Here is a 26,610-nt window from a genome sequence, read left to right as displayed (position 1 = left end):
ACCCCCGTTACGCTGGGCCGATGCTGCTGCCCACGGTCCCACGCACCCGCCTGCGGCCGGCCGATCGGCCGGCCGTCGACACGCCGTTCGGCCCGCTGGGCTTCGACACGGTCATCGGGGCGACCCGCCTCCCGCCGGTGCCCGATGAGCTGTTCGCGCTGCCGGGCGGCCGCACGGTCGCCCGCTGGACCGGCGCCTCGGCCCGGGTGGAACTGCTGCTCACCCCGTTCGATCCCGCGCTCGACCCGGAGGTCTGGGGGCCGTTGACCGCATGCCGGGCGGCGGTCTGGCGGATCGACGCCCTGGCCCGGCTCGCGCAGGTGCGGTTCTCCGCGTCGCTGCCGGCGGAACTCCCGGTGGACGCCGATGCGGAGTGGGACGGGGGACAGGCGTTCGCCGCGATCACCGTGGAGGATCTGACGACCAGGCTCACCGTCGGCGGTCACGACGAGGATGCGGTCTGCGACGCGGCTCTCGTGGGCGAAGTGCCCCGGCGATGGGCGGCGCTGATCGACGAGGTCGGCGACCGTTCGCTCCGGTCCTGGGGCGTGGACTTCGGGAACCACCACGGCATGTCCTGGCGGCTGCCTCCGCTGGAGGCCGGCGACCATGCCGAGCTCCCGGTGGTGGCCGCCTGGGCTCCGGTCGCGGACGAGTGCGGGAACACCTGGTACGGCACGATGGCGTCACCGGCCCGACTGCTGGGCCGGGCCCCCGCCGGGGCGGCACCGGGGCCGATCATGGAATGAGGCGTGGAGGGGCCCGGTCCGGGGTTCCGGGGGGCCTTCGTGGGCCGTCCGTCTGTTCGGTCGGGGCTGTGATGTCCGTGGGTGTGGTCTGATGGGCAGATGATCGACGAACGTTTCGCCGCGGAGTGCCTGGGCCCGGTGGAGGAGGCGGTCCGGCGGGCGGCGGCCGCTGAGATCATGCCGCGCTTTCGCGCGCTCACCGCTGACCAGGTGGCCGAGAAGAAGGGGCCGCACGACCTGGTGACCGTCGCCGACCGGGGTGCGGAGGCGCACCTGACGGCCGCTCTGACGGAGTTGCTCCCCGGCTCGGTCGTGGTGGGGGAGGAGGCGGTCGACGCGGACCCGGGTCTGTACGCGGAGCTGGCCGGCGACCGCCCGGTCTGGATCGTGGACCCGATCGACGGGACCCGCACCTTCGTCCGCGGCGAGGAGGGGTTCTGCACCCTGGTCGCCCTCGCCCACCACGGCGAACTGCTGGCCTCCTGGACGTACTCCCCGACCCGCGACGAGATGGCGACGGCCCTGCGGGGCGGCGGCGCCCACCTGGACGGCGTTCCGCTGCGGGCCGGATCGCCCGAGCCCGGCGCGTCGCTGGAGATCGCCGCCTCCCACCCCCGCTACACCACGCCCGCCCGCAAGCGCGCCCTGCTCGGCCTGCGCACCGAGGGCGTGCGCACGCGGCCCTGCGCGGGCTCGGCCGGGCTCGAGTACCTGGCGATCGCCCGCGGTGCCGTCGACGCCACCGTGTTCGCCTGGGAGAACGCCTGGGACCACGCGGCCGGGCTGCTCCTGGTCGCCGAGGCGGGCGGCGCGCACGCGACTCTCACGGGTGCGCCGTTCCGGCTGGCCGGGGGCAACAGGCTCCCCTTCACCACGGCCCGGGACGCCGCCACCCTCGCCCGGATCCGCCGCCTCCTCCTCGGTGAGGAGGCGGCGATCTGACGGGCGCGACCGGCCGCCGGGGGCTCCCGGTCAGCCCGCGAGCTGCTCCCGGACGGCGTCCGGCAGCCGGCGGCCGGTGACCGAGCGCCAGGCCCGTTCGACGGCCCGCGGGCCGAGGTCGAGGGCCAGCCGCCGCAGGCCGACCACGCTCGGCCAGGTCATCGGGTGCGGGAACTCCTCGAAGCAGGTGATGCTGCGCACCAGCCACTCCATCGCCTCCCGCGGCCGCCCCTGCTCCGCCGCGAACAGCCCGAACTGCCCGAAGGTCCGCGCCAGCCCGGGGGTGTCGCCGATCCGGTGCGAGACGTCCAGCGCCTTGCGGTAGCGGGCCTCCGCGTCCGCCGCCCGGCCGCCCGTCTGGGCGGTCAGCCCGAGCTGGTGGTGGCCGGCCGAGACCCCGGCCTGGTCGCCGAGCTCCTCCCGGACCGCCAGGGCCCGCGCGTACCAGCCCTCTGCCTCGTCGAGGTCCCCGCGGCGGGTCGCGACGACGCCGAGCTGGTGCTGGCTGGCGGCCGTGCCGGCCCGGTCGTCGATGTCCTGCCGGATCTCCAGGGCCTTGCGGTGCCGGGCCTCGGCCTCCGCGAACCGCTCCTGCGCGCAGGCCAGCACGCCCAGCCGGTGATGGGCGTCGGCGGTGCCGGGCGGACTGCCCGCCGCCTCGGCGAGGTCCAGCGCCTGCTCGCACCAGCTCTCGGCCTCGGCGAGCCGGCCCAGTTCGGCGGCGACGGCGGCGAGCCGGTGGAGCAGCTCCGCCGCGCCGGGCAGGTCGGCCGGCCGGTCGACGGCCGCCAGCGCGCGCCCGTAGCACCCGTGGGCCTCCTCGAAACGGCCCTGCTCCTCGGCCAGGAGGCCGAGTTGGTGGTGGCAGCCGGCCGCCCGCGTGGTCTCGCCCAGGCGCTCGAAGAGGCCGAGCGCCTGCCGGGTCCGCTGCTCGGCGTCGGCGGGCCGGCCGAGCCGGTGGGCGATCACCCCCAGCTGGTGGTGGCCGAGCGCGAGGCCGTCCTGGTCGCCGAGCTGCTCCAGCAGGGCCTGCGACCGCAGGTACCACGCCTCGGCGTCGGCGAGGTCGCCCCGGTCGACGGCGAGTCGGCCGAGCTGCTGGTAGCAGTCGGCGAGGTCGTCGAGCTGGTCGGGGCCGGGCGGTTGCCGCTCGGCGGCGTGGTGGATCTCCCGGAAGGCGCGGTCAGCCTCGTCGACCAGGCCCAGCCGCAGCAGCCGCCGGGCGTCGGCACCGACCAGGTACAGCCAGAGCGAACCGGCCGGGCTGTCGGGGTCGGGCGGCGTGCCGTCCGGTCCCTCCAGGGTGGGCCGTACCCGGTCGATCCAGTGCCGCGCCTCGGTGTCGAGGCCCCGGGCGTTCCAGTGCTCGTGGAGCGGCCGGACGAGCGCCAGGGACTGGAGCCACAGGCCCCGGTCGACGGCGCGGTCGAGCAGGTTGCCGATCGTCCGCCGCTGGAGGTCCAGGGCGGCCAGGGCGAACTCGGCGCTTCCACCGCGCAGTTCGCGGGAGAGCAGCAGGCAGAAGTTGACCAGGGCGCCGAGCAGGGCCTGCGACGCGGCCTCGTACTGCTCGGCGAACCCGGGCTCGGCCGCGCGCCACCCGGCCGTGAGGTGGTCGGCGAGCGCGGGGTGGACGTGGTAGGCGGTGCGGCCGCGGGCCGTGAGCAGACCGAGGTCGGCGGCCCGCCGCAGCAGCCGCTGCCACTCCTCGGTGCCGAGGCCCCGGAAGCGGTCGGGCGCGAGCGGATGGCGGGAGAGCAGCGCGAGCACCGCGGCGTCGACGGTCCCGTGGAAGAGCGCGACGGCCGTCAGGGCCCGTCGGTCGGCCGCGCCGAGCCGGTCCAGCGCGTAGGCGGTGCTCACCGTGAGCGCGGCCGGGACGGACGACCCGCCGACGGCGTGGTCCAAGGCGTCTGAGGCGTCCAAGGCATCCGAGGCGGCTGGCGCGGCGGCCGTGCTGCGCACCAGGGTGTCCAGCACCTGCCACGGCTCGTGCGCGTCCAGCGAGGACAGGACGAGCCGCATGCTCAGCGGATGCCCGCCCAGCCACTCCAGCAACTCGCCGAACACCCGCAGCCCGCGCTTGCGGACGGTGTCGGGGGTGGGGGTGAGCAGCTGCTCGGCGTAGTCGACGGCCTCGCCGGGGTCGAGTCCCGGCACCTCGATCCGCAGCGGTGCGGGGCCGAGCCGGTCCTCCCGGGTGCGGGCGGTGAGCAGGACGGTGCTGCGCCCGTGCCGGGCCACCCGGTCGAGGAAGGCCCGGAGCTCGGCGCGGTCCTCGTCCACTGGGTTCGGGCCCGCGGGCGGGGCGTCGACGCCGTCCAGGATCAGCAGCAGGTCCCGGGTGGCCAGCGCCTGTTCGACGGCGTCCTGACGCTCGGCGGGCGTCAGCGGGTCGAAGTCCTCGGTGGTGAACAGCCGGCGGCCGATCCCCTCGACCACCCCGGCCGGGCCGCCGGGGGCCGCCCCCGGCTCGAAGGCGTGCAGGATCACCGCGTCCGGCCCGTCCAGCGCGCCGGTCTCCAGGCTCCAGCGGCCGAAGGCCTTCGCCAGCTCCGTCTTGCCGACGCCGGCGACGCCGTGCAGGAGGATCACCGGGTGCGCCCGGGCGGCGGCGTCCAGTGCGAGCAGCAGGCCGTCGCGTCCGACGAACTCCCCGACGGGGGTCGGGTCCCCCCAGGCGTCCGGGGTGTCCGCCGTTCCCCACGTGTCCGGGGTGCCCGCCTCCTCGTCCTCCCGGACCCGGGAGGCGGTCGCGACGCCGCGGTCCGCCCCGGCCGGCTCGCTGCGCAGTCCGGGCAGGGCCACCTCCCCCCGGGCGTGCAGGACCGGGACCATCCAGTCGGCGAGCGGCACCGCGCCCCTGGGGGAGGTACGCCGGTCCTGCGCGGCCAGCCACCGGCGGCCGGCCGCCACGGCCGGGGCGACCCGGTCGCCGGCGCGCAGGCGCTCGTAGCAGGCCGTCAGGAACCCGGCGGCGGCCGGCGCGCTGATGCCGTACGGCAGCGCGAGCACGGCGTGGGCGCCCTCCCGGAGCAGCCGGGCGGCCGCCGCGGCCTCCGGGAGTCCGGCCTCGGCGCCCGTCCGGCCGGGGCCGAGGACCACCAGGGGGACGTCGGCGGCGGCCAGCACCCGGGCGACCCGTTCGACCGGTACCGGTTCCGTGCCGCCGCCCGGCCGTTCGAAGGTCAGCGCTCCGTCCGGGCCGTACGCCTCGCCGCCCACGCCCCTGCCGCTGCCTCCGGTGAGTGCCCCGGAGCCGTCGAAGTGCACAAGCTGGAACGGTCGGCCCTCCTCCCGCGCCTCGCGCAGCACCTCGCCCAGCCGGGCGAGCGTCGGCGGGCGCAGGACGTGGAGGTCGACCGCACCGCGCGCCGCCCGGACGCGCCGCAGGAGTGGGCGGGCGATCGTGCGGTGGCCGGGCCCGGCGGGGTCGTCCGGCCCGGCGATCACCAGCAGCACCCGCAGGCGCGACCCGCCGACCTGGAAGACCTCGAAGTCGCCCTGGCCTGCGCCGGCGTCCGCGCTGTACGGCGTCCGGCGGCTCAGCACGACGCCCTCGTCCAGTACCAGTGGCGACGGGAGGGCCGGATCCGTCATCAGCTCCCAGGGCAGGGCGAGGAGCTGGGCGGAGCCCGAGCGCAGCACGATCTCCAGCCCGCCACCACGGTGGCGCGCCCGGTGGTAGGCGTCCCTGCCCGGACCGGACCCGAACAGCACGGAGAACACGCGCGTGCCCCACTCCGGGAGCTGTCGGGCGACCTGCGGGCCGCGCTCGCCGTAGGCGCCGAGCGGGGTCGGCAGGTACTCCTCCAGGTACCAGCGCAGGCTCTCCATCGGCGCGTCGGCCAGGGGCCGGCGCAGCCATCCGGCGTCGATGGCGGGGCCCGGGGACGCCTCCCCGGACGGCCACTCCGTCACCGTCATCCGGCCGTCTGCGTGGAGGTCCAGCACCAGACGTTCGACCACAATCGCCCCCAGCCAGAGCGGTGCGGCCGGGCGGCCGTTCCGCTGCGGAGCACAGGCTAGCGGCGCCGTCGCCGGACCCGCGCGTCCGGATGCAAAGAGCCGGTAACGATCCGTCAAAGACTGCTCCGCGAAACCGCTCCCACCTGCGGCCTCGGGCGGCGCCCGGGCGGGGTCGGGCGTCGCGCGGACCGCCGCGGGCGCCGGTCAACTCGCCCATATCGGCGGGGTGTACAGCTGGACGGACCACTCGCCCGGGCCGGTGGACTCCACGGAGAGGTGGGCCACGTCGCGGGTAGGCACGGTACGGACGCCCGCCCGCCCCTCGTAGAGCTGACGCGGACGCCACGACCGGGCAGTCGCCGTGCCCCATGAGGCAGACCGAACGTTCCGTTGAGGCTCTCCGCCCGCTGTCGGACCCCCGCCCGGAACGGTCCGTTCATCCGGCCGCCACCCTCCGGCCGTGGCCCTGACCAGCACTGGCGCGCTCGCGTCAACGACGGCTCGGGTCGTGGACGGACGGTCAAACCATCCGGACTGGCGGTACTTCGAGTGACCTGCGTCACTTGACCGTGAATTTCGCCTGGGATTCACTCGTTGCGGCGGGTGGAAGCGGAACCCGGAATTCTGCGGAGTTTCTCACTGCGAACCACCGTCAGGTCGTTGTCCGTCATTGTTTTCGCAGACATGGAGGTGCTGTCATGAAGCTCGTTCACTTCGTGAAGAAGGTCATGCCGGAGAAGAGCCTGAAGGCCTACGCCTGGTACGGCTGGATCTAATTCCGGCGGTCCGTCCGACGGTCCGTCCGACGGTCCGACCGTCGGACGCGTGCCCGGCGAGTGCCACCCGGCCTCGCCGGGCACGTCCCGCTCACCGTGAGTGGGTCGCTCACCGTGAGCGGGCCCCGTCAGCACACCCGCCCACCCTTGGAGTCACGGATGGTCATGTCCAGCACCGGGCGGAGCGCCCGCGTCACCGTCTTCGCGCCGCGGATCGACGAACTCCTGAACAAGTACCGAGGTCAGGACCTCTTCCGCCTGGAGGCGGACACCGTCGGGGTGGCGGGCGTCGACCTCATGGACGAGCTGCTGCGCAGCCGGCCGGCCAACGCCGAGGAGCGCCCGACCTTCAAGCCCGTGCGGGGGCGGCTGGTCACCCGGGCCGATGCGGCGGCGCTCATGCAGGCGGTGTCCGCCGACGTCCGGACGGCGCTGAAGAAGCCGCTGGACGACGGCGCGGATCTCGCCGGGAAATGGCCGCACGCCCCGCACGTGTATTTGCGCGACCTGGTCTTCGGGAAGGAGAGTTTCCGTTTCCGGGTGCTCGTCGACCGTCGCCTCGAACTGACCCCGAAATTGACCTGGATGGCCGTCACCTCCGGTACGGCGATGCTCGGAAAACCGGGCACCAGGATTCCGCTGTCGAATCTGGCGGCCCGGGTGCTGGACGCCGAGACCTACAACGACCGTCGCTACGCGATGTACCTCTACCGGCGGGTCGCGGGGCCGATCTGCTTCACCGTGGCCGCGCTGGTGACCAACGCCGTCTGGCTCGGAGCGCCGTTCGACGACGAGGTGCCGAACCGGGACATCCTGCTGGAGGCGCTGCGGCTGCTGCCGCCGTCCTGGAACATCCTGCGGGTAGCCTCCCCGGAGTTCGGCGCCGTCGACGGGCGGATCGGCCCCAAGGACGACCTCCTCGTCCTGCCGCTGCTCAGCCACCGCGACCCCCGGCTGTGGGACGACCCGGAGGCCTTCCGCCCGGAGCGCTGGAAGGGCCTGGACCCCGACACCCAGCCCGGCTACCTGCCGTTCGGGCACGCCAACGAGCGGTGCTGGGGGCGGCACATGGTGATGCCGCTGGCCGAGCGGATCCTCGACATCGTCCGCCGGGACGGACTGGTGGTGAACCCGGACCAGCGGGTCGGCAAGGTCGAGCTCAACGGCCTGCTGGAGGTCGCCGGCGTCCGCATGCTCCGCCGCTGACCCGCCGCCGGCTTCCTCACCGCGCCGGGCCGGTCTCCGGTCGTGCGGTGCGGGCCGCGTGGGCGTAGCGGGCGGCGAGGTCCCCGAAGGCGGCGGCCAGCTCGGGTGGGCCGATGACGTCGATGTCGGTGTCGAAGCGGCCGATGGCGGTGGAGAGTCCGGTCCATGACCAGGAGCCGAGGATGAGCCGGCACCGGTGGGGGCCGAGTTCCTCGACGATTGCGTCCTGGGCGAAGGGCGCGATGTCGGCGGCGGGGCAGTGGAGGACGACCTCGCCTTGGCAGGGCCAGTCGGTGGTGGTGCCGTCGTTGCCGCGGAACCGGCTGGTGATGAAGGCGTCGACGGTGCCGCCGGGGAGGTCGCGCGGGGTGAAGCGGGGGCCGGTGGGTGTGCGGGGCCGGATGCGGTCGACGCGGAAGGTGCGCCAGTCCTCGCGGTGGAGGTCCCAGGCGACGAGGTACCAGCGCTGACGCCAGGTGACCAGGTGGTGGGGTTGTACTCGGCGGACGTCATCGGTCGAGGTGCCCGGCCCCGGGGCGTAGTCGAAGCGCAGTTCCTCGCGGGCGTGGATGGCGCGGCTCAGTTCGATCAGGACCTGGGCGTCGACCTGCGGGGTGTCGCCGGCCGCCGCGGGCGGTTGGACGGCGGTGATCTGCAGCAGGTCGATGCGGTGGCGCAGGCGGGGCGGCATGACCTGGCGGAGGGTGGCCAGCGCGCGGGCGGCGTCCTCGGCGACGGTGGTGCCGGCGGCCGCGGTCCGCAGCGCGACGGCCAGGGCGACGGCCTGCCCGTCGTCGAACAGCATGGGCGGCAGGCGGGTGCCGGCCTCCAGGCGGTAGCCGCCGGCCGGTCCCTTGACGGTCGTGATCGGGTAGTCGAGTTCGCGCAGGCGGTCGATGTCACGGCGCACGGTGCGCGAGGTGATGCCGAGGCGGGCGGCGAGATCGTCGCCGGACCAGGCACGGGGCGTCTGTAGGAGCGAGAGCAGCGCGAGCAGCCGGGCGGACGTCTTCTGCATGGCACCCATCCTCCCCGGAGTACCGGACACACCCTGTCCTCTACCTTTGCCATCGTGGCACCCGAGCCGTTCGGGAGGCACGCCCCCCGGTCACGGCAGCAGCCGCTCGGCCCCGACGGCCGACGGCGCACACCTGGCACACCGAGTGCCACACCGAGGCAAGGAGCAGGTCATGTCCGTCACGACCACCACCCACCTGAACTTCCGGGGCACCGCGCGTGAGGCGCTGGACTTCTACCGGACCGTCTTCGGTGGACGCACCGTCGCGGTCACCTACAAGGACGCGGGCGCCGTACGGGACGAGAGCGAGGCGGACTGGGTGATGTGGGGCGAGGTGGCCGGCGACAACGGCTTCCACGTCATGGCCTACGACGTCCCCTCGCAGCTGCCCTGGAACCAGGGCGAGAACCCGTTCTTCGTCTCCGTCCGCGGCGACGACGCCGAGGAGATCAGCGCCCTGTGGGGCAGGCTCGCCGAGGGCTCGACCGTCGTGAGCCCCCTGGAGCCCGCACAGTGGGCACCGCTGTACGGCATGCTCACCGACCGCTTCGGCATCACCTGGGTCCTGGACGTCGCCGCACCGTACAACGGCTGAACCGACCGACCTGAACATACCTGCGTCCGTCCGGGCGGCCCGGACGGACGCAGGCACCGAACAGCCGCCGCGTGAGAAGGCCATGACCGTCCTCGACACCCGCGCCCTCAACCGCGCCACCCTCGCCCGCCAACACCTGCTCGCACGCAGCGACAGCTCCGTGCCGGAGGCCGTGGCCCACCTGTGCGGCCTCCAGGCGCAGGAACCCCAGGAACCCTTCACCGGGCTGTGGTCCCGCCTGTCCGACTTCACACCCGAGCGACTCGACGACGCGCTGACCGGTCGCGCGGTGGTGCGCACCCACCTGATGCGGCGCACCGTCCACCTCGTCACCGCCGACGACGCGCTCGCCTGGCGCGCCCGCCACGACGCCATGCTGCGCCAGCGGGTGCTGGGGACCTACCGGCGCGAACTGGCCGGCATCGACCTGGACGAACTCGCCGCCGCCGGCCGCGCGGTCATGGCCGACCAACAGCCCCGCACCATGACCGAGCTGGTCCAGGCGCTCGCAGATCGCTGGCCCGGCCCGCCTCGCCGAGTCCTGGGCGAACTGCTCGTCGCGGCCCTCATCCCCATGGCCCAACTCCCGCCCCGCGGCCAGTGGCAGCAGACCGCCGGCGTACGCAACCTGCCGCTGAGCACCTGGCTGGCACGGGACATCGACCCCCTCCCCACCGACGGCGACGACCCCGTCGGACAACAACTGCTGCACCGCTACCTCGCCGCGTACGGGCCCGCCGCCAGCGCGGACTTGCGCGCCTGGTGCGGCCTCGCCGGCCTTCCCGCCGCCGTCAAAGCCGCCCGCGAAGAACTCGTCGCCTTCCGTGACGAACGCGGCCGCGAACTGCTCGACCTGCCCGACGCACCCCGCCCCCACCCCGACACCCCGGCCCCCGTCCGGTTCCTCCCGGCCTTCGACAACGCGATCCTCGGCTACCACGACCGCAGCCGCATCATCGACGCCCCCCACCTCGGCCTCTCCGTCGCGGGCCACCGCACCGTCCTCGTCGACGGCCGCGTCACCGCCACCTGGACCGTGCGCGACCACCACCTCCACATCAGCCCCCTGCGCCCCCTCACCACCCTGGAACGGGAAGCCGTCCACACCGAAGCCCAGGCGCTGGCCGCCTTCCTGGACGACGACATCGAGCACATCCGACTCGACGCCGGAAACTGACGATCACCGAAGAACCTCAACAGCATCGCGAAACCCAGCCGGTTCGCCCCCGACGTGTCCGGCGGCGTGCCGGAGGAACTTGACTGCCCTGCGGCATGCCGCTGTCGGAGCCCGGCCGGGAGGCAGGCCGTCCTCGTGGACCCGACGGCGGCATGCGGCTGCCGGCTCGGCTCAGCCGATGCTGACGCCGACGGACTTCCAGGCCGCAGTGACCTTGCTGACGTGGTCGTCGCCGAAGAGCTGCTTGGCTGCGGCGGCGGTGGCCTGCGCGAAGCCCTCGAAGTCGGTGTCGCGGGAGGCGTACCGCGTCAGGGCGGTGTACCAGATCTTGCCCGCTGCTTCCCAGGCCTGGCCGCCGAGGTCCGTGGCGAGGAGGTAGAACGCGCGGCTGGGGATGCCGCAGTTGGTGTGGACGCCGCCGTTGTCGGAGTAGGTCTCGACGTAGCTGCTCATGTGCGCGGGGTGCTTGTAGAGGGAGGGCTCCTTGATCGAGCGCAGGCCCGTGTCGGGCTTGTCCTTGAAGAGACCGACACCGACGAGCCAGTCGGCCTTCTCGGCGGTCTGCCCGAGGTGCTTCTGCTTGGCGAGCACACCGAACACGTCCGCGATCGACATCAGGAGCGCACCGGACTGCCCGTTCAGCTCCAGGCCGGCGGTGGTCTGGATGACAGCCTCGGTGTACATGTGGCCGACCACGTCCAGCACCGCGGTGGGATCGCCGACCTTGCTCGCGTCGCCGTCGGCGAAGTTGAAGCGCAGACCGTCCCAGTACGCGTTGCCACCGGGGCCGGTGTGGACGCGCGCCTTGAGGGTGGCGTTCTTGCCGTCGTAGGACTGGCGGCCGAACTGTTCCTGGAAGAAGCCGGCCACGATGCCGAGGTTCTCGTAGACGTTGTTGGCCGGGCCGTCCTGGGTGGTACCGCCGTCCTGAAGGATGAGCTTGCCCGGATCGCCGCCCTTACTGGCGTCATAGATCTGGCGTGCGGGCAGAGCGGGAGAAGAAGTCATGATCGTCATCCTGGCAGCGGACCACCGCCGAGACTCCGCTCATCACCGGATCGAGTGATTTTTACGGATTCCCGCCCAAAGCCCCGGTGTCAAGGTATAGGAGGGCTGTCGTCGGCGGCGTCCAGGACTCTCCGGCCGACCGGCCGTCAGTCGCCCGAGGGGGCGAGGCTGGTGAGCCCCGCGCGGACGGCGACCTCCAGGGCCGGCTCGAACCGCAGGTCCTCCCGGTCGTCGTCCCCGGGGCCGGCCGCCGCGAGCAGGTCCGACACCGCGGCGGCGTCGACGGTACGGTCCTCGGCGCGGCGGAGGAAGCGTACGAGGGCTGCCGTGAACGCCGGTTCGTCCTCGTGCAGCACCCAGGCCATGCTCGCCGCGTCGGTGAGGAACTGCTGCTCGGAGCCGAGCCACGGTGCGGCGGCGGCCAGGCCGTCCTCGGGCAGCGCGTCCGGGTACGGGATGCGGTGCCACGCGTCGTCCTGCCACCAGTACAGGAAGCCGAAGAGGTTGCCCTCGGCGTCCTCGCGCAGCTGCTCCGACGGCAGCCACTCGGGGCCGCCGGCCAGGAAGTCGATCTGGCGGTCGTCGATGTGGGTGTGGCTGCCGTCGGCGTCCTGGCCGCAGAAGACCGCGTGGCCGTCGTCGAGCAGGGTGAGGCGCCACCAGTAGGAGCCGCCGCCGTTCTCGCTCCACACGCCCTGCTCGTCCAGCCAGTGCTCGCGATTGCCCTGTGCGGCGTCCAGCAGGGCGAACACCACCGCGCGCGGCCACACCTGCTCGGCGCGGTCGAGGTCCTCGGGTCGGCTCGGCCTGTGCATGATCGTCGTTCCCCTTCGTCGGATGGCGGACAGCCTGCCACAGCCCACCGACAACGCTGTCTTCGGGCGCCCGCCCGAACGATCACCGTGCCGGGGTCAGGACCAGCCGACCTCCGGGCGCCCCGGCCGACGCGCGGACCGGGTGCGGGAACACCAGCTCCGGCCCTACCCGCTCACGGGCGATCACATCCCGCACCCACAGCTCTCCGTGGAAGTCCTCGCCGCTGCCGGTAAGAGCGAGGACCCGGCCGTCGACCACCACTGTCGTCGCCACCGCCAGCACCGTGCCGGTATGTCCGGTCAATGCGAGCGCAGCCGGGACTTCGTCAACGTGTGCGGCATCGGACATACCCGCATCCAACCAGGCCGACGCGTTCCCCCACCCGCTCGGCAACCCGAGTACGGCTGTTCACGAGTGGGGTGGGGGCACGGCGTCCGGCGGCGTCAGCGCACCGTTCGGGCGGCTGCCACCACGGCCGCGGCCAGCCGGTCGTTCTCCGGCGCGCCGCCGGAGGGCGGGAAGGTGAACCGCCGCCGGGTGTAGCCGTACGCCACGCCGCTCGCCGGGTCGGCGAAGCCCTGACCGCCGGCCACCCCGGGGTGGCCGAAGGCGTCCGCGCCGAGGAACGGGTAGCGCAGGCCCGAAGTCTCGAAGCCCAGCGCGAAGTTGTCCACCTCGCCGGTCACCAGGTCGGTGCCCCGGTACTGCCGGGTGGTGAACTCGGCGACGGTCTCCGGCTTCAGCAGCGGGCCGTGGCCGCCGAAGCCGCTGATCGCCGCCGCGTACATCCCGGCGACACCGCGCGCGCTGCCCACGCCGCCGGCCGAGGCCGAGCCCTTGGCCCTGGTCTCCCGCCGGTTGACGAAGTCCACCAGGTCGGTGCGCAGGTTGAAGGAGGTCGCGAACAGATCGTCCTTCCCGGGCAGCGGCTGCCCGGCGAAGGCGGCCAGCTGCTCCGGCGTCGGCGCGGCCTCCTGCAGGCTGACGAACCGCGGCTCCAACTCCTCGGGCAGCCCGAGGTAGAGGTCCAGGCCGTACGGCGCGCGGATCCGCTCCTCGTACAGCTCCTGCAGGGTGCGGCCGGTGGCCCGCAGCACCACCTCGCCGGTCAGCGCGCCGATCACGGTGGCGTGGTAGCCGTGCGCGGTGCCGGGCTCCCAGTACGGCTTGTGCGGGGCGAGCCGCTCGGCGACCAGTCGGTCGTCGGCCAGCTCCTCCGCCGAGAAGCCGCCCTCCACCGAGATCGCCCCGGCCCGGTGCGCCAGCAGCTCGCGCAGGGTCAGCCGGTCCTTGCCCTCGGCGGCGAACTCCGGCCAGTACGAGGCCACCGTGCGGTCCAGTTCGAGCACGCCGTCCTGCACCAGCAGGGCGACGAGCAGGTGTGCGGCGCCCTTGGTCACCGAGTAGACGCCGGTCAGGCTCTCCCGCTCGACGCCCTCGGACCACAGGTCGACCACCAGCCGCCCGTCCAGGTACGCGGCGAGCTGCGCGCCCGGCTCGGCCGGCTCCTCGACGAGGAAAGCCTCGAACTCCTCCCGGACGCCCTCGAACCCCTCGGCGACCGTCCCGTTCACTGACATGGCTGACCCCTTTGTCCGTCGATAGTTGCCCGTTCAGCAACGGGGTGGGCCGTGCTATTCCCCGGCGCTGACCTGGGAAATGACGTCGCGTAGCCACAGCGCCGGCGCCGGTCCCGGTGATCACCAGGGCCCGTCTTCAAGCCCCGCCGGCGGCGAGACGCCAGAGCGTGGTGACCTCCGCGGCGCGGGCGGCGTGGAGGGGATCCGCGGCGTCCCGCGCTCGTGGATGCCGCGGCCGGGTGTCGGTCCTGTCCAGCACGTGCAGGCCCGCCGCCTCGATGGCGGCCAGGAGTTCGCCGCGCGTCCTGAGCCCGAGGCGCTCGGCCAGGTCCGACAGGATGAGCCATCCCTCACCTCCCGGTTCGAGGTGCGCGGCGAGTCCGGCCAGGAACGCGCGGAGCATGCTGCCGCCCGGGTCGTAGACGCCCTGCTCGACGTCGGAGGTGGGCCGGGCCGGAATCCAGGGCGGGTTGCAGACGACGAGGTCCGCGCGCCCTTCGGGGAACAGCCCAGGGCCCACGATGTCGACGCGTCCGGTGAGGTGCAGTCGGCGGACGTTCTCGCGCGCGCAGGCCAGGGCGCGGGGGCTGATGTCGGTGGCCACGACGTGCTCGATCCCCCGACGGGCCAGGACGGCGGCGAGCACTCCCGTCCCCGTCCCGAGGTCGAACGCGGTACGGCGCCCCGCGCGACAGGCCGCCGGCGCGGGGAGCGGTGCCCGGGCGACGAGGTCGACGTACTCGCCCCTGACCGGGGAGAACACGCCGTAGTGCGGGTGAACGCGAGCGCCGAGGGCCGGTACCTCCACGCCCTTCGTGCGCCACTGGTGCGCTCCGACCACGCCCAGGAGCTCGGTGAGCGGGACGGCCATCGGCGCGGACGGCGGACCGTACGCCTCGGTGCATGCCTGGCGCACATCGGGGGCCCGGCGCAGGTCCAGGCGGTAGTCGTCTCCGAGATGACGCAACAGGCTCGCACAGCCCTCTCCCCGCGGGCAAACCAGCGTCGAACAGGCCCGAGCCACGACAATGGCGCAGTGAACGACACGAACGACGCGGACGACATGAACAACGCGGACGATATGAACGACATGAGCACCACGAACAAGGCCAACGGCGCGAACGACCCCGCCGTGGACTACCAGGCCCTCGTGCACGACGCCATGGCGGCGGCCGTGCGCTCGCCGCTGCGCGGCCGGGTGGCCGACTACATCCCGGCTCTCGCCGAGGCCGACCCGTCGGCGTTCGGCATGGCGATCGCGACCGTGGACGGCCAGGTGTTCGGCGCGGGGGACTGGCAGCAGCCGTTCTCCGTCCAGTCGGTGTCGAAGCTGTTCACCCTCGCCCTGGCGCTGGCCGAGGGCGGCGACGGCCTGTGGGGCGGGGTGGGCCGCGAACCCTCCGGCAATCCGTTCAACTCCCTGGTCCAGCTGGAGTCGGAGCACGGCATCCCGCGCAATCCCTTCATCAACGCCGGCGCCCTCGTGGTGACCGACCGCCTGCTGGAGCTCACCGGGGACGCGGTCGGCGCGGTCCTGGACTTCCTGCGCGCGGAGTCCGGCGACCCCGCCGTCGCCGTGGACCGCGCGGTGGCCGCCTCGGAGGCCGAGCACGGCCACCGCAGCGCCGCCATGGCGCACTTCATGGCCAGTTACGGCAATCTGCGCAACCCGGTCGAGGACGTCCTCGCGCACTACTACGCGCACTGCGCGATCGCGGTGAGCTGCCGCGACCTGGCCCTGGCGGGCCTCTTCCTCGCCCGCCACGGCGTGCGGGCCGACGGCTCGCGCCTGCTGTCGCGCAGCGAGGCCAAGCGGGTCAACGCCGTGCTGCTCACCTGCGGCACCTACGACGCCGCGGGCGAGTTCGCCTACCGGGTGGGCCTGCCCGGCAAGAGCGGGGTCGGCGGCGGTGTCCTCGCGGTGCTGCCCGGCCGGGGCGCGGTCTGCACCTGGAGCCCCGGCCTGGACGCGGCCGGCAACTCGGTGCTCGGCGTCGCCGCCCTGGACGCCCTCACGACGGCCACGGGCTGGTCCGTCTTCTGACACCCGGGGCGCCCAAGGTGCGCGAATCGGCGGAAAGCACCCAAGAGCGCCAGTTAAGACCAGAAACCGCCATCAAACACCCGAAGCACCACCGCGAGGGGTGACGGCCCGGCAGCTGACGGTCGCACATTTGTTATGTCCCCTTCACCGGCCCGACAGCCGGCCCGGTCATGCTCTGCATCGGCGGAGCCACCGCCGAAGGCGCGCCGGCCCGCAGGCGCACTGACCAGGGGACAGACACCGTGACCGTCCGCCGTGCCCGCCGTGCCCTCATCGGCACCCTCGCCGTCGGCCTGTTCGCCGCGGTCTCCGCCGTCCTGCCGCTCGGCACCGCGGCGCAGGCCACCCCCGGCGCCCCCGGCGAGCTCCCGTTCGGCTCCGCGACCACTGTCGGCCTGCACAACACCTACGACCCGGCCGCCTTCAGGTACCTCGCCCAGGGCCTGGACACCGGCACCGGCATGATCGAGCTGGACGCCTGGCCGAACGTCATCACCAAGGAGTGGAAGGTCAGCCACTCCAACGCGCTGGGCAACGCCAACAACTGCGTCAGCGCGAGCACGCCCGCCCAGCTCTACTCCGGCAGCGGCAACAAGAACCTGGAGACCTGCCTGGACGACGTGCGGGTCTGGCTCGGCGCCCACCCCGGCGCCGGACCGCTGGTGATCAAGCTGGAGCTCAAGCCGGGTTTCTCCGGGAACCTCGGCATGGGCCCCGCCCAGCTCGACGCGCTGATCGCCGCCCACCTCGGCTCCGCCGCCCTGCGCCCGGCCGACCTGCTCGCCAAGCCCGGCGGCGGCAGCCACCCGACCCTCGACGACGCGGTCCGCGCGGGCAACTGGCCGAGCCGGGCGGCGCTGGCCGGCCGCGCCCTGGTGTACGTGATCCCCGGCACCGTCGAGCTGGACAACCCCTTCGACACCCTGCACACCGACGTCGAGTACGGCCGCCACCTGCGCGACCTGGCCGCGGCGGGCCGGGTCGGCGAGGCCCGGATGTTCCCGACCGCGCTCGGCGCGGCGGCCGGCGACCCGCGCACCCGGTACAGCGAGACCTCGATCCGCCCCTGGTTCGTGGTCTTCGACGGTGACGCGGCCGCCTATGTGAACGGCGTCGACACCTCCTGGTACGACACCAACCACTACCTGCTGACGATGACCGACGCCCACAACGTCGCCCCGGCGATCAGCGGCACCGACCCCACCGCCGACCAGGCCCGCGCCCGCGCCGAACAGCTTGCCCGCGCCCACGCGAGCATCGTCTCCAGCGACTGGCGCAAGCTCCCGGCCGTCCAGTCCCTCGTCCTGTCCCGGGGCTGAGCCCGGTGGTTGAACACCGAGCCGTCGCGGGGGACGTCAGGCCCGGCGGGCCGCGTCGAGTTCGTCCTGCCAGGCGGGGCCGGTGAAGGCCGTGCCGTACAGGGCGGCGCAGCTGCGCAGGTGTTCGGCGTACGCGGCACGCAGCCGGCGGGTGTAGTGGGCGCACAGCGGGGGTGCCGGGATGCCGGCGGTCTCGGCGTCCACGACGGCGGAGGCCAAGATCGCCGTGCGCAGTGCCTGGGCGGTGCCGGTGCCGCTGAGCGGGTCGAAGCGGATCGCGCCCGCCCCGACGGTCAGCCGGCCGTGCGGCTGCCGCTCGGTGGGGGCGAGCGCGGGGGCGGGATGCAGCCGTGGGGCGGCCGCGACGGACGCGGCGGACCGGGGCGGACGGCGCAGCGCGGCGCCGAGCGGGGAGTCGGCGATGATCCGGCCGAGCAGGGCGGCGGGGTCCCGGGCCGGACCGGGCACCATCGCCTGGACCAGGCAGTCGCCCGCGCCCAGCGGGGTGAGCTGGAGCCAGCCGAGTTCGGTGGTGTCCAGGACGGCCGTCGCCGCGTCCTCGCCGGGCCGCAGCGCGGTGGTGCCGGCGAGCAGGTGGCGCCGCCCCGCCTGCGGCAGTTGGACCGGGCCAGCGGGCTGGACCGCGTCGACCGGTTCGGCTTCGGCCCGGGCGGTGACCGTCCAGCGGGTGGGGCCGTCCGGGCCGGGGAGCGGTCCCAGGCGTGCGCGCATCCGGCGGGCCAGGACCGCGCCGTCCACCACCCACGCGGGCTGGGCGAACCGGGCCGCCGGGGCGTGCGCGCCCCAGCGCACCCGGCGATGGGTCAGCCGGGGCGCGTCGTCGACGAGTCCGTCGCCCCACAGCGACCGGAGGAGGTCGAGCGTGGGCGCGGTGAGCAGCAGCGGACGCGGTCCGGCGTCCGGGGCGGCGGGCGCCAGCCGCACGAGGTGCCCGTGCCCGGCCAGCAGCCGGGCGCAGGTCAGCTCGGCGAGCCCGGAGCCGGCGACCGTGACGCCGGGGGTGAGGCCGCGCGCGGTACCCGTCGGGACGCCGGCCGCGCTCACCCGCCGTCCCCGTCCCCGTCCCCCGAGTGCAGCGCCAGGACGGTCAGCAGCGCCCGGACGTCCCGCTGCTGCCGGTGCGCCATGGACCGCGTCGCCTGATCGCCGAGCTTGCCGATCGCCCGCTGCGCCTCGATCGCGGCCAGCGCCGCCGCCCGGGTGACCTGCCCGTCGACGAGCCCGCCGGCCACCGGTCCGCCCCCGCCCCCGCCGCCCGGCGCTGGGGTGAGCCAGGCCGGCAGGGTGAAGCGGGGCGCCACGCCGCGCGCGGCGAGCGCGTGGTGGGTCTCGTGCAGGTTGGCCATCGTCCGCCGGGACTGCTCGATCAGCACCCCGCCCGCCCGGTCGCCCAGGGAGAGCGTGCTGTGCAGCGTACTGAGCAGGATCGCGTAGTACTGGTCGGCGAGGTCGAGCAGCTGGGTCTGCAACGGGCTGCCGTCGCCCGGCCCGAGGGTGCGCAGGTACTGCTGCGGATCGAGCGCCGAGAGGTGGCGTTCGACGGTCTTGAACCGCCGGAAGTGGTCGCCGCCCTCGTCGATGATCAGCTTGACCAGGTGGCCGAGCCGGCCGTCCGGGTCCTCGGGGAACAGCTCCGGGTGGCGGACCAGCGTCTCGTGCAGCCTGACGTACATGCCGTCGATGCCGGTGCCGGCCGCCTGGCTCGGGGCCTCCACCTCGATGAACCAGCTCAGCACCTCGGGGTCGAGCCGCCGCAGCTGGAAGGGGTGCGGCCCGTCCCGGTCGATGTTCGCGGCGCGGCCGAGGGAGACCGGCTCGCCGAGGGTGCCGAGCGCCTCGTTGACCCAGCGCAGGTGGCGCATCTCGTCGATCGCGACGGCGAAGATCTCCGCGGCGGCCGCGTGGATCCGCCCGGTGAGCGTGGTCGGCCCGGTGCCGCGCGGCAGCTCGCGGGGCGCGTTGAGCGAGTAGTGTGCGAACAGGTACTCCACGCACAGCGCGTGCTCGACCGTCGCCAGGTCCCTCAGCTTGGCGATCACCTCAGCGCGGCTCAGCAGCTCCACGGCCGGTGCGGCGGGGATGCCGAGGGTGTCCGCCTCCCGGTCGTTGAGGACCGGCGGCAGGACGCCCCAGTCGCTGATCAGCCCCTGGTAGGTGAACTCCAGCTCGGTACGGACGCCGCGCTCGGCGCCGGGCGCGCCCGCGTCGGTGTCCAGGTCGGGGGTGAGCGCGCGGTCGCGGCGCAGGAAGTTCAGTTGCGGGACGGCGCCGTCGGGGCTGCTGGTGACGTCGGGCTTGGAGGCCGCCCAGTAGAAGCAGGCGCAGTCCCGGAAGTCGTACTGCCAGGGCGCGCACAGCGTGCGGGTGAGGTCGCCAGGCTCGTAGACCTCGGGGTCGATGACCCCGTTCTCGTCCAGGTAGCGGGCCCGGTCGGCGATCAGTACGGCGAGCCGGAACCGGCCGCCCGGGCCGCGCCGGACGAAGGAGTTGTTGTTGCGCCGGATGCCGTTGAGGTCGCCGACGATGGTGGCGCCGGGGGAGGAGAAGCCCGGGCCGGGGCCGAGCAGCACGGCGATCCGGCCGGGCAGCAGGTCGTGCACCCGGCGCCAGACGTCCAGGCCGTCCATCCCCCGGCAGCTGATGACGGGGGCCTGCGCCTCGGTCTGGTCGACGGTGGTGCGCCCGCAGAGCGCCCAGACGAAGACCGGGTTGGCCTCGTCCATGAGGTCGCTGTCGCGCAGGCCCTGGGCGGCGGCGGGGCCGCCGGCCACGGCGAGCGCCCGGCTGCCGTTGAGTCGCTGGAAGTCGACCCGCAGGCCGGGGAAGAACGCCCGGTCGAGGTTGCGCTGGTCGATTTCCAGCCCGGGGAAGCAGTTGTCGACGCCGCTCTCGGGGCGGGTGGCGGCGGGGTTGCCGCGGACCACGTGGTCCGCCCTGGCGGTGAGGTTGCGCGGGAAGATCTTCCCGTCGGGTGTCGGGTCGGTCATGACTGCTCCCTTCGGCCGGCGGCGCCGACGGGGCCCGCCTGATCGGCCGGCGCCCGGAAGTAGCCGGGCGCCGCTTCGCAGAGTTCGACGTAGGCCCGCAGGCAGAAGGCGAGCCAGCCGCGGATGTAGTCGCAGCCGGGCCGGCCGCGCCGGGTCACCTCGTGGTGGCAGCCGCCGCCGCACAGGTAGCGGGCCCAGCAGGAGCGGCAGGGCTCGGCGCGGTCGACGTGGCGCTGTGCCAGCAGGCGCTCGCGGGCGGCGCGGTCCGGCCCTTCCGCCAGCGAGCCCATCGCGAACTCCGGGTCGCCGACCAGCCGGTGGCAGGCGTAGAGCCCGCCGTCCGCCGCGGCGCTCAGGTAGCCGGCGCCCGCGCCGCACGGGTAGGGGCGGTGGGTGCCCCGGTGCAGCTGGTGCAGGGCGGTCTCGAAGTTCCCGAACGGGTAGCGGCGCCCGGCGGACAGCTCGGCCAGCGCCCGCTCGCCGCACTCGACCATCTGCGCCAGGAAGCCGCCGAAGGTGTCGGCGGTGATCTCGTAGCCCGGGTCCGGCGCGCTGACCACGGCGGCGAAGCCGACCTCGTCGAAGCCCAGGCCGATGCCGTGCTCCAGGACGTCGAGCAGCCGGCCGGTGTGCGGGGTGACGCTGACCCGGGCGGCCAGGTGGCGCGGGCGCCCGTGCCGCTCCAGCAGGGCCAGCCCGGCGCGCAGCCGGTCGTACGCGCTGCCGCCGCCCGGCGCGCGCCGGAGCGCGTCGTGCCCGGCGCGGTCCCCGTCGAGGCTGACCGTGACGGTGAACGGGTGCGCGGCGAACAGCCGGGCGTCCTCGGGGCGCAGCACGGTCAGATTGGTGGTGAGCGCGAAGCGGACCGGGTGCCCGGTGGCCGCGCCGGCCCGTTCGGCGTACGCGACCACCTGGTGCACCAGCTCGCGGGCCAGCAGCGGCTCGCCGCCCATGAAGCCGACCACCACGTCGGCGCCGGGCGCGGCCTCGGCGAGCAGGCGGTCGACGGCCGCGAAGGCGGTGGCCCGGGGCATCGCGCGGGCCGAGCCGCCGAACCGGCCCTCGTCGGCGTAGCAGTGACCGCAGCTCAGGTTGCACGCCTGCATCACGTTGAGCGAGAGCGAGGCGAGCGGTGGGACTTCGGCGGGTGTGCCGTCGATCCGCGGGGGCCGCTCCCAGAGCGGCAGGCCGAGTTCCCGGGCGAGCTCGTCGAGCGCGCCGTCCGGGGCGGTGGCCCAGCGCTCTAGGCGGGCGGCGGTGCGCTCGTCGGGCAGGTCGTAGACCCGGCTGCCGTCCGCGAGGAACAGGTGCGCGCCGTGCGCGCTGCGGAACACCCGGAGGTCGGGGTGGCCGGTGGGCGGGGCGGCGGGTGCGGGGAGAGCGGACGCCGCGGGCCCGGGCGGGCGGCGGCCGATCTGCAGGAGTACGGTCATGAGCCGACCTCCGTGTCCGCGCGCAGCGAGCGGGCCCAGGCGACCAGCAGGTCGTACTGGCGGCGGGTCAGGTGGAGCGCGGCGGCGTCGGCGCCGCGCATCGCGACCGGCATCCGGGCGTCGAAGCCCGGGTCGTCGGGGACGGGCTCGCGCACCACCCGCCCGATCAGCTCCGGCTGCTCGCGCAGCAGGTCCTCCAGGACCTCCAGCGCGACGAAGCGGCGGTGGCGGCGGCGGCCGTTCTCGGTGAGCCCGAGCACGACGCCGGTGAGCTCCTCGGGGACGGGCAGCGGGAAGCCGACGCGCTCGTTCTGCACATCGACGTTGATGTTCCCCATGGTCTCCAGGATCCGTTCGAACAGGTCGCGGATCTCCAGGGCGGTCTGCCGCTCGTCGGCGAGGTAGGCGGGGTCCTGGACCTCGGCGCGCCGGACCCGGTCGACGAGTCCGTCGGCGAGCGAGACGAACGGGCGGCGGTCCGGCGCGAAGTCGGGCGGGCTGGCGACGATCCGGGCGGTGGCGCTCAGCCCGCCGGGCAGGGTGACGGTGACCGTGCCGTCGCAGACGTCGTCGATCAGGCCGAGGCTGACCTGGTTCTCGGCGTTGGCGAACAGCCCGGGCGGCATGGTGCGCGGATCGGTGCTGGTCTCGGCGAGCGGGAAGCCGCACCAGACGGCGTCCGGATTGAGGATCAGGCGCTCGGGCGGCAGCAGGTACGCCTCGGGCTCGCCCGGCGCGGCGGGTTCGTTCGGCAGGTCGGTCGGGCCGTAGACGGCGCCGACCGCCGGGGTGAAGCGCAGCCGGAGTTCGGGCAGCCGGTCGTTGGGCGCCGGCACCTGCACCGCGCCGAGCGGCAGGCGCCGCCCGGGCCCGACCAGCGGCGGGGAGGCGTCCTGCGGGGCGGCGCCCTGCGGGGAGGTCCCGTCCAGGGGGTGCCGGGTGTGGTCGTCGCCGCGGACCTCGGCCCGCGCCTCGATCCGGTCCCCGGGGCTCTGGGTGTAGTGGTGCGCCTTGTGGTTGGCGACGGCGACCTGCCAGCGCAGATCGGCGAGGCCGAGGCCGAACTGCGCGAGGACCGCCTCGGTGAGCGGCCCCGTCCGGCCGGTGCCGTCGACGGTCCAGCTGCCGTGCAGCTCGAAGTAGGGGCAGACCGGGCGCCAGCCGTGCTCGTCCTTGAACACGGCCCGGTCGGGGGTGCGCTCGGTCAGCGTGCCGTCGGGGGCGAGGTCCAGGGTGGGGGCGGGCTCGACGGTGGTCTTGCCGGAGCCGCGCGCCGAGAGGTCGCTCGGCCCCCAGCGGTAGTTGTCGCACGGCACGGGGGAGGGCCCCAGCCGGGCGATGGCGAGCGGCGGTTGGAGCCAGAGGCGGTCGATCACCGGCGTCTCCTTGGGGGCGGGAGGCGTGCGGCCCGGGGGAGGGGGAACGATCGTGTGCGATCCCATGGGTCGCGGAGTCCGCCGAGGCTGCACCGGACATGACGAGAGGTGACCGAACATACGCGAAAGGTGACCGGGTGGGGCGTTCGACACGACCGCACGCCAGGTTTCCTCTCCTGTCCGGTCGCGGGCCGGTAATTCCGTTGCCGCGGCGCCGTCCGCCGCCTAGCGTCCCCGGTATGTTGCCGCTGGTCGAGACGGACGAGGAATGGGACGCGGTCGTCCCGGACGAGGCGGTCATGCGCCCCGGTGTCGAGGACCTCTGCGCCCGGCTGGGGCTGGACGGCCTCCCCTTGGAGCGGTTCTCCGAGGGCACCCAGCCGGTGTACGCGGTCGGCGGCGCGCACGTGCTCAAGCTCTACCCCAAGGCCGCCGCCCAGGACGGCGTCACCGAGGCCCGGGTGCTCGACCACCTCGGCGGCCGGCTGCCGGTGCCGACGCCCGAGCTGCGCGACGCCGGCGAGTACGAGAACGGCTGGCGCTACGTCCTGATGTCCCGCCTGCGCGGCACGGAGCTCACCCAGGCCTGGGCCGGGTCCTCCCCCGCCCGGCGGGAGCGGATCGCCGCCGGGGCGGGGGAGGCGCTGGCCGCCCTGCACGCGCTGGACCCGCGCCCGCTCGCCGACGCGCTCGGCCCCGGCGACTGGGGCGCCTTCACCGACCGTCAGCGCGCCGGAGCCCTCGCCCGCCAGCGCGAGCGCGGACTCCCGGACGTCTGGCTGGAGCGGATCCCCGGCTTCCTGGACGCCGCCGACCTGCCGCGCGAGCCCGAACGCGTCCTGCTGCACACCGAGTTCATGCGCCAGCACCTGCTGGTCGACGGAACCACCGGGCGACTCTCCGGGCTCTTCGACTTCGAGCCCGCGATGATCGGCGACCGGGCGTACGACTTCGTCGGCGTCGGCATCTTCGTCACCCGCGCCGAACCGGGCCTGATGGCACGGTTCGCGGCCGGGTACGGGAGCGCCGTCGACCCGCGCACGGCGATGGCCTGGACACTGCTGCACGTCTACAGCCACCTCCCCCGCTACCTGCGCGAGGTCCCGCCACCCCCGGGGGCCAACACCCTGGAGGCGCTCGCCGAGCACTGGTTCGGCCTCGGCTGACCGGGTCGGCGGCGGCGGGCCGGACACCATGTTCGGAGCCGGCCGACCAGATGCCCAACCGCCGCAGACGCGACGGAGCCCGGCGACCCGGGGCGTCTCGAAGGCCGACCCGTGGATTCAGCGTCGGTGTCGTTCGGTGCCGACCGGGCCGCGGGGAAGCATCCGGTCCAGCCACTTCGGCAGCCACCAGTTGGTCCGGCCGAGGAGCGTCATGGTCGCCGGTACCAGCACCATGCGTACGACCGTGGCGTCGATGAAGATCGCGGTGGCCAGGCCGAGCCCGAACATCTTGGTGGAGGGGTCCTCGGTGACGGCGAAGGACAGGAAGACCGCCACCATGATGAGGGCGGCCGAGGTGATGATCCGGGCGGTGCCCGAGACGCCCTCGACGATCGCCGTGCCGTTGTCGCCGGTGCGCAGGTACTCCTCGCGTACCCGGGAGAGGAGGAACACCTCGTAGTCCATCGACAGGCCGAACAGGATGGCGAAGAGGAACATCGGGATGAACGACACGATCGGAACCGTCGCTTCCAGCCCGATGAGTGCGCCTCCCCAGCCCCACTGGAAGACCGCGACCATGATGCCGTAGGCCGCGCCGATGCTCAGCAGGTTCAGCAGTACCGCCTTGAGCGGTACGAGTACCGAGCGGAAGACCAGCATCAGCAGCAGGAACGACATCGCCAGCACGGCGGCGACGAGCACCGGCAGGCGTTGGCTGGTGCGCTGGCCCACATCGGACAGGCTCGCGGCGGCGCCGCCCACGTGGGCCCTGGCCGGGCCGTGCCCGATCGCCGTGGGCAGCACGTCGGTGCGCAGCCGGGCGATGGTGTCGGCCGTGGCCTTGTCCTGGGGGCTGGTGGTCGGGAACACCACGAGGGTCGCGATGCCGGTGGCCCGGTCGACGTGCGTCGGCGCGACGGATGCGATGCCCGGATCCGCCGCGACCGCCCCGACGAGTCGGTCCAGCACTCCCGGATCACCGGCGGGGTCCGCGGCGATGACGAGGGGACCGTTGGTGCCCGGGCCGAACCCCTCGGTGACGAGGTCGTAGGCCCGGCGCTCGGTACGGCTGGGGGGCAGTGAGCCGTCGTCGGGCAGCCCGACGCGCAGGCCGAGCACGGGCAGCGTCGCGGTCAGCAGCAGCCCCGCCGCGCCGACCGCGTACGGCACCGGGTGCCGGCTGACGTGCCCGATCCAGCGACGCCACCCGGCGGCGTGGGCGGCGTCCGCCGCCGGGTCCCGCCGCCGTGCGAGTCGGCCCGGCCTCCTGGTCCGCAGAGCCCGGCCGATCCGGCCGGGCCGGGCCAGGCGTGGGCCGGCGGCGCCGAGGAAGGCCGGCAGCAGCGTCACCGACGCGAGCACCATGGTCAGGACGACGATCGAGACGGCGAGCCCGCCCACCGTCATGAACGGCACGTTCGCGACCGCCAGGCCGAGGATCGATACGACGACGGTGCCGCCGGCGAAGACCACGGGCCTCCCCGCCGTGGCCACCGCTCGCCCCGCCGCCTCGCGGGGATCGAGCCCGCGCGCGAGGTACTCCCGGTGCCTGGCGAGCACGAACAGCGCGTAGTCGATGCCGACTCCGAGCCCGACCATGCTGCCCAGCACCGGTGCGAAGGTGGGGACGTCCGTCACCCTCGCCAGTACGGTCATCGTGGCGACCCCGACGGTCAGTCCGAAGACCGCCATGCCGATCGGCAGCGCGGCGGCGACGAGCGAACCGAACGCCAGGAACAGGATCGCGGCCGCGGCGAGCAGGCCGATCAACTCGCTCGCGCCGCCGTCGGGGTCGGAGAAGGCGTAGAAGAGGCTCCCGCCCATCTCGATGCGCAGGGGCAGTTCGGCGCGCAGCCGGTCGCCGAGATCGACGAGGGCGTCGAGGTCTTCGGCCGACAGCCGGCTCTGGTCGGGGTACTGCACCCGGACGACCGCGATCCGCCCGTCGGCCGAGACGAGGCCGCCGCGCACGGCGGTGTCCCCGCCCGCGTCGAGTGCCCCCGCCGGGTCGCTCGTGCCGAGCACGTGCGGCAGCCGCCGCACCTCGGTCTGCAGCCGGGTGAGAGCGGTGCGCGCGCCGTCGTGGTCGAAGAACGTCGCAGCGCCGTCGAGGGGGGTGACGACCACTTGGGCGGTCATCCCCTCCTGGCCGGTGCCGGCCCGCTCGATCAGGTGCGCGGCCCGTTGGGAGTCCAGTCCCGGAGCGGTCATCGAATCCGCGTTCCGCCCGCCGAAGGCGACGGCGGCGAGGACGGCGAGCGTGGCGGCGACCAGCCATGCCGCGATCACCCGCCAGGGATGGCGGGCGGCGCTTGCGCCCAGGCGCAACAGGGCTTTCGAGAGCATCGGTTCCTCCAACCACCTCGGCGGCCGTCCTTGTACGGCCGCCGATGCCGAGGTTCGTCGCCAGGGCGCTCCGCGCCATCGG

Annotated in this window: 20 protein-coding genes and 1 pseudogene; 9 read left to right on the top strand and 12 right to left on the bottom strand. The window is 74.3% G+C overall.

Annotation, left to right across the window (positions count from 1 at the left end; genetic code table 11):
• Positions 1-20 precede the first annotated feature (20 nt).
• Both ACFP3U_RS06630 and ACFP3U_RS06625 read left to right on the top strand, forming a co-directional pair.
• Entirely contained in the window at positions 21-749 is a 729-nt protein-coding gene (locus ACFP3U_RS06630; protein WP_380224271.1) for a hypothetical protein, read from the top strand.
• Positions 750-848: 99 nt separating this feature from the next.
• Entirely contained in the window at positions 849-1,691 is an 843-nt protein-coding gene (locus ACFP3U_RS06625) for an inositol monophosphatase family protein (protein ID WP_380224270.1), read from the top strand.
• A 30-nt stretch (positions 1,692-1,721) separates the two neighbouring features.
• Here the strand turns inward: ACFP3U_RS06625 and ACFP3U_RS06620 are convergent, their stop codons facing one another.
• Positions 1,722-5,660, bottom strand: a complete 3,939-nt coding sequence (locus ACFP3U_RS06620; protein ID WP_380224269.1) for a tetratricopeptide repeat protein — start codon at positions 5,658-5,660, stop codon at positions 1,722-1,724.
• 698 nt (positions 5,661-6,358) lie between these two features.
• On the opposite strand from ACFP3U_RS06620, the gene ACFP3U_RS06615 reads away from it, so the two are divergent.
• Together ACFP3U_RS06615 and ACFP3U_RS06610 are read left to right on the top strand one after the other, a co-directional pair.
• A complete protein-coding gene (locus ACFP3U_RS06615) occupies positions 6,359-6,436 on the top strand; it encodes a tryptorubin family RiPP precursor (protein ID WP_350540985.1) in 78 nt (25 codons plus the stop codon).
• Positions 6,437-6,595: 159 nt separating this feature from the next.
• Entirely contained in the window at positions 6,596-7,642 is a 1,047-nt protein-coding gene (locus tag ACFP3U_RS06610) for a cytochrome P450 (protein ID WP_380224268.1), read from the top strand.
• 16 nt (positions 7,643-7,658) lie between these two features.
• Here the strand turns inward: ACFP3U_RS06610 and ACFP3U_RS06605 are convergent, their stop codons facing one another.
• Positions 7,659-8,660, bottom strand: coding sequence for a helix-turn-helix transcriptional regulator (locus ACFP3U_RS06605; protein WP_380224267.1), 1,002 nt, complete (start codon positions 8,658-8,660; stop codon positions 7,659-7,661).
• 172 nt (positions 8,661-8,832) lie between these two features.
• Here ACFP3U_RS06605 and ACFP3U_RS06600 point away from each other — a divergent pair, with 172 nt between their 5' ends.
• Positions 8,833-9,255 (top strand): VOC family protein, encoded by a 423-nt coding sequence (locus tag ACFP3U_RS06600; RefSeq protein ID WP_380224266.1) that lies wholly within the window; start codon positions 8,833-8,835, stop codon positions 9,253-9,255.
• An 82-nt stretch (positions 9,256-9,337) separates the two neighbouring features.
• Positions 9,338-10,432, top strand: a complete 1,095-nt coding sequence (locus tag ACFP3U_RS06595) for a winged helix DNA-binding domain-containing protein (protein WP_380224265.1) — start codon at positions 9,338-9,340, stop codon at positions 10,430-10,432.
• Between the two features lie 171 nt (positions 10,433-10,603).
• Here ACFP3U_RS06595 and ACFP3U_RS06590 read toward each other — a convergent pair whose 3' ends face one another.
• The 5 genes and pseudogenes from ACFP3U_RS06590 to ACFP3U_RS06570 form a co-directional block, all read right to left on the bottom strand.
• A complete protein-coding gene (locus tag ACFP3U_RS06590) occupies positions 10,604-11,440 on the bottom strand; it encodes a M4 family metallopeptidase (protein ID WP_380224264.1) in 837 nt (278 codons plus the stop codon).
• 146 nt (positions 11,441-11,586) lie between these two features.
• Positions 11,587-12,255: a hypothetical protein gene (locus tag ACFP3U_RS06585; RefSeq protein ID WP_380224263.1), complete on the bottom strand. Its 669-nt coding sequence runs from the start codon at positions 12,253-12,255 to the stop codon at positions 11,587-11,589.
• A gap of 82 nt (positions 12,256-12,337) precedes the next feature.
• Positions 12,338-12,604: a hypothetical protein gene (locus ACFP3U_RS06580; protein WP_380224262.1), complete on the bottom strand. Its 267-nt coding sequence runs from the start codon at positions 12,602-12,604 to the stop codon at positions 12,338-12,340.
• 95 nt (positions 12,605-12,699) lie between these two features.
• Complete coding sequence (locus ACFP3U_RS06575; RefSeq protein WP_380224261.1) at positions 12,700-13,836, bottom strand: serine hydrolase domain-containing protein; 1,137 nt, start codon at positions 13,834-13,836, stop codon at positions 12,700-12,702.
• A gap of 136 nt (positions 13,837-13,972) precedes the next feature.
• Positions 13,973-14,779: pseudogene (locus ACFP3U_RS06570) on the bottom strand (methyltransferase); the annotation flags it as partial.
• A gap of 189 nt (positions 14,780-14,968) precedes the next feature.
• Here ACFP3U_RS06570 and ACFP3U_RS06565 point away from each other — a divergent pair.
• On the top strand, positions 14,969-15,880 hold the full coding sequence (locus ACFP3U_RS06565) for a glutaminase (RefSeq protein ID WP_380224338.1): 912 nt from the start codon (positions 14,969-14,971) through the stop codon (positions 15,878-15,880).
• A 242-nt stretch (positions 15,881-16,122) separates the two neighbouring features.
• Entirely contained in the window at positions 16,123-17,199 is a 1,077-nt protein-coding gene (locus ACFP3U_RS06560) for a phosphatidylinositol-specific phospholipase C domain-containing protein (protein WP_380224260.1), read from the top strand.
• A gap of 36 nt (positions 17,200-17,235) precedes the next feature.
• Here the strand turns inward: ACFP3U_RS06560 and ACFP3U_RS06555 are convergent, their stop codons facing one another.
• The 4 genes from ACFP3U_RS06555 to ACFP3U_RS06540 are packed head-to-tail and all read right to left on the bottom strand — an operon-like array spanning position 17,236 to position 23,016.
• Positions 17,236-18,264, bottom strand: coding sequence for a hypothetical protein (locus ACFP3U_RS06555; protein ID WP_380224259.1), 1,029 nt, complete (start codon positions 18,262-18,264; stop codon positions 17,236-17,238).
• On the bottom strand, positions 18,261-20,207 hold the full coding sequence (locus tag ACFP3U_RS06550; protein WP_380224258.1) for a LodA/GoxA family CTQ-dependent oxidase: 1,947 nt from the start codon (positions 20,205-20,207) through the stop codon (positions 18,261-18,263). The genes ACFP3U_RS06555 and ACFP3U_RS06550 overlap by 4 nt, the downstream gene beginning before the upstream one ends.
• On the bottom strand, positions 20,204-21,640 hold the full coding sequence (locus tag ACFP3U_RS06545; protein ID WP_380224257.1) for a radical SAM protein: 1,437 nt from the start codon (positions 21,638-21,640) through the stop codon (positions 20,204-20,206). Before ACFP3U_RS06545 ends, ACFP3U_RS06550 begins: the two co-directional genes overlap by 4 nt.
• Positions 21,637-23,016, bottom strand: a complete 1,380-nt coding sequence (locus ACFP3U_RS06540; RefSeq protein ID WP_380224256.1) for a hypothetical protein — start codon at positions 23,014-23,016, stop codon at positions 21,637-21,639. Before ACFP3U_RS06540 ends, ACFP3U_RS06545 begins: the two co-directional genes overlap by 4 nt.
• A 239-nt stretch (positions 23,017-23,255) precedes the next feature.
• Here ACFP3U_RS06540 and ACFP3U_RS06535 point away from each other — a divergent pair, with 239 nt between their 5' ends.
• Positions 23,256-24,182: a phosphotransferase family protein gene (locus ACFP3U_RS06535; RefSeq protein ID WP_380224255.1), complete on the top strand. Its 927-nt coding sequence runs from the start codon at positions 23,256-23,258 to the stop codon at positions 24,180-24,182.
• A 117-nt stretch (positions 24,183-24,299) separates the two neighbouring features.
• Here ACFP3U_RS06535 and ACFP3U_RS06530 read toward each other — a convergent pair whose 3' ends face one another.
• Positions 24,300-26,528: an MMPL family transporter gene (locus ACFP3U_RS06530; protein ID WP_380224254.1), complete on the bottom strand. Its 2,229-nt coding sequence runs from the start codon at positions 26,526-26,528 to the stop codon at positions 24,300-24,302.
• Between the last annotated feature and the right edge of the window lie 82 nt (positions 26,529-26,610).

This window comes from Kitasatospora misakiensis, assembly GCF_042656005.1.
Taxonomy (GTDB): Bacteria; Actinomycetota; Actinomycetes; order Streptomycetales; family Streptomycetaceae; genus Kitasatospora; species Kitasatospora misakiensis.
The sequence above is the reverse complement of the archived record's forward strand: the minus strand, read 5'-3'. Positions and strand labels throughout refer to the sequence as shown.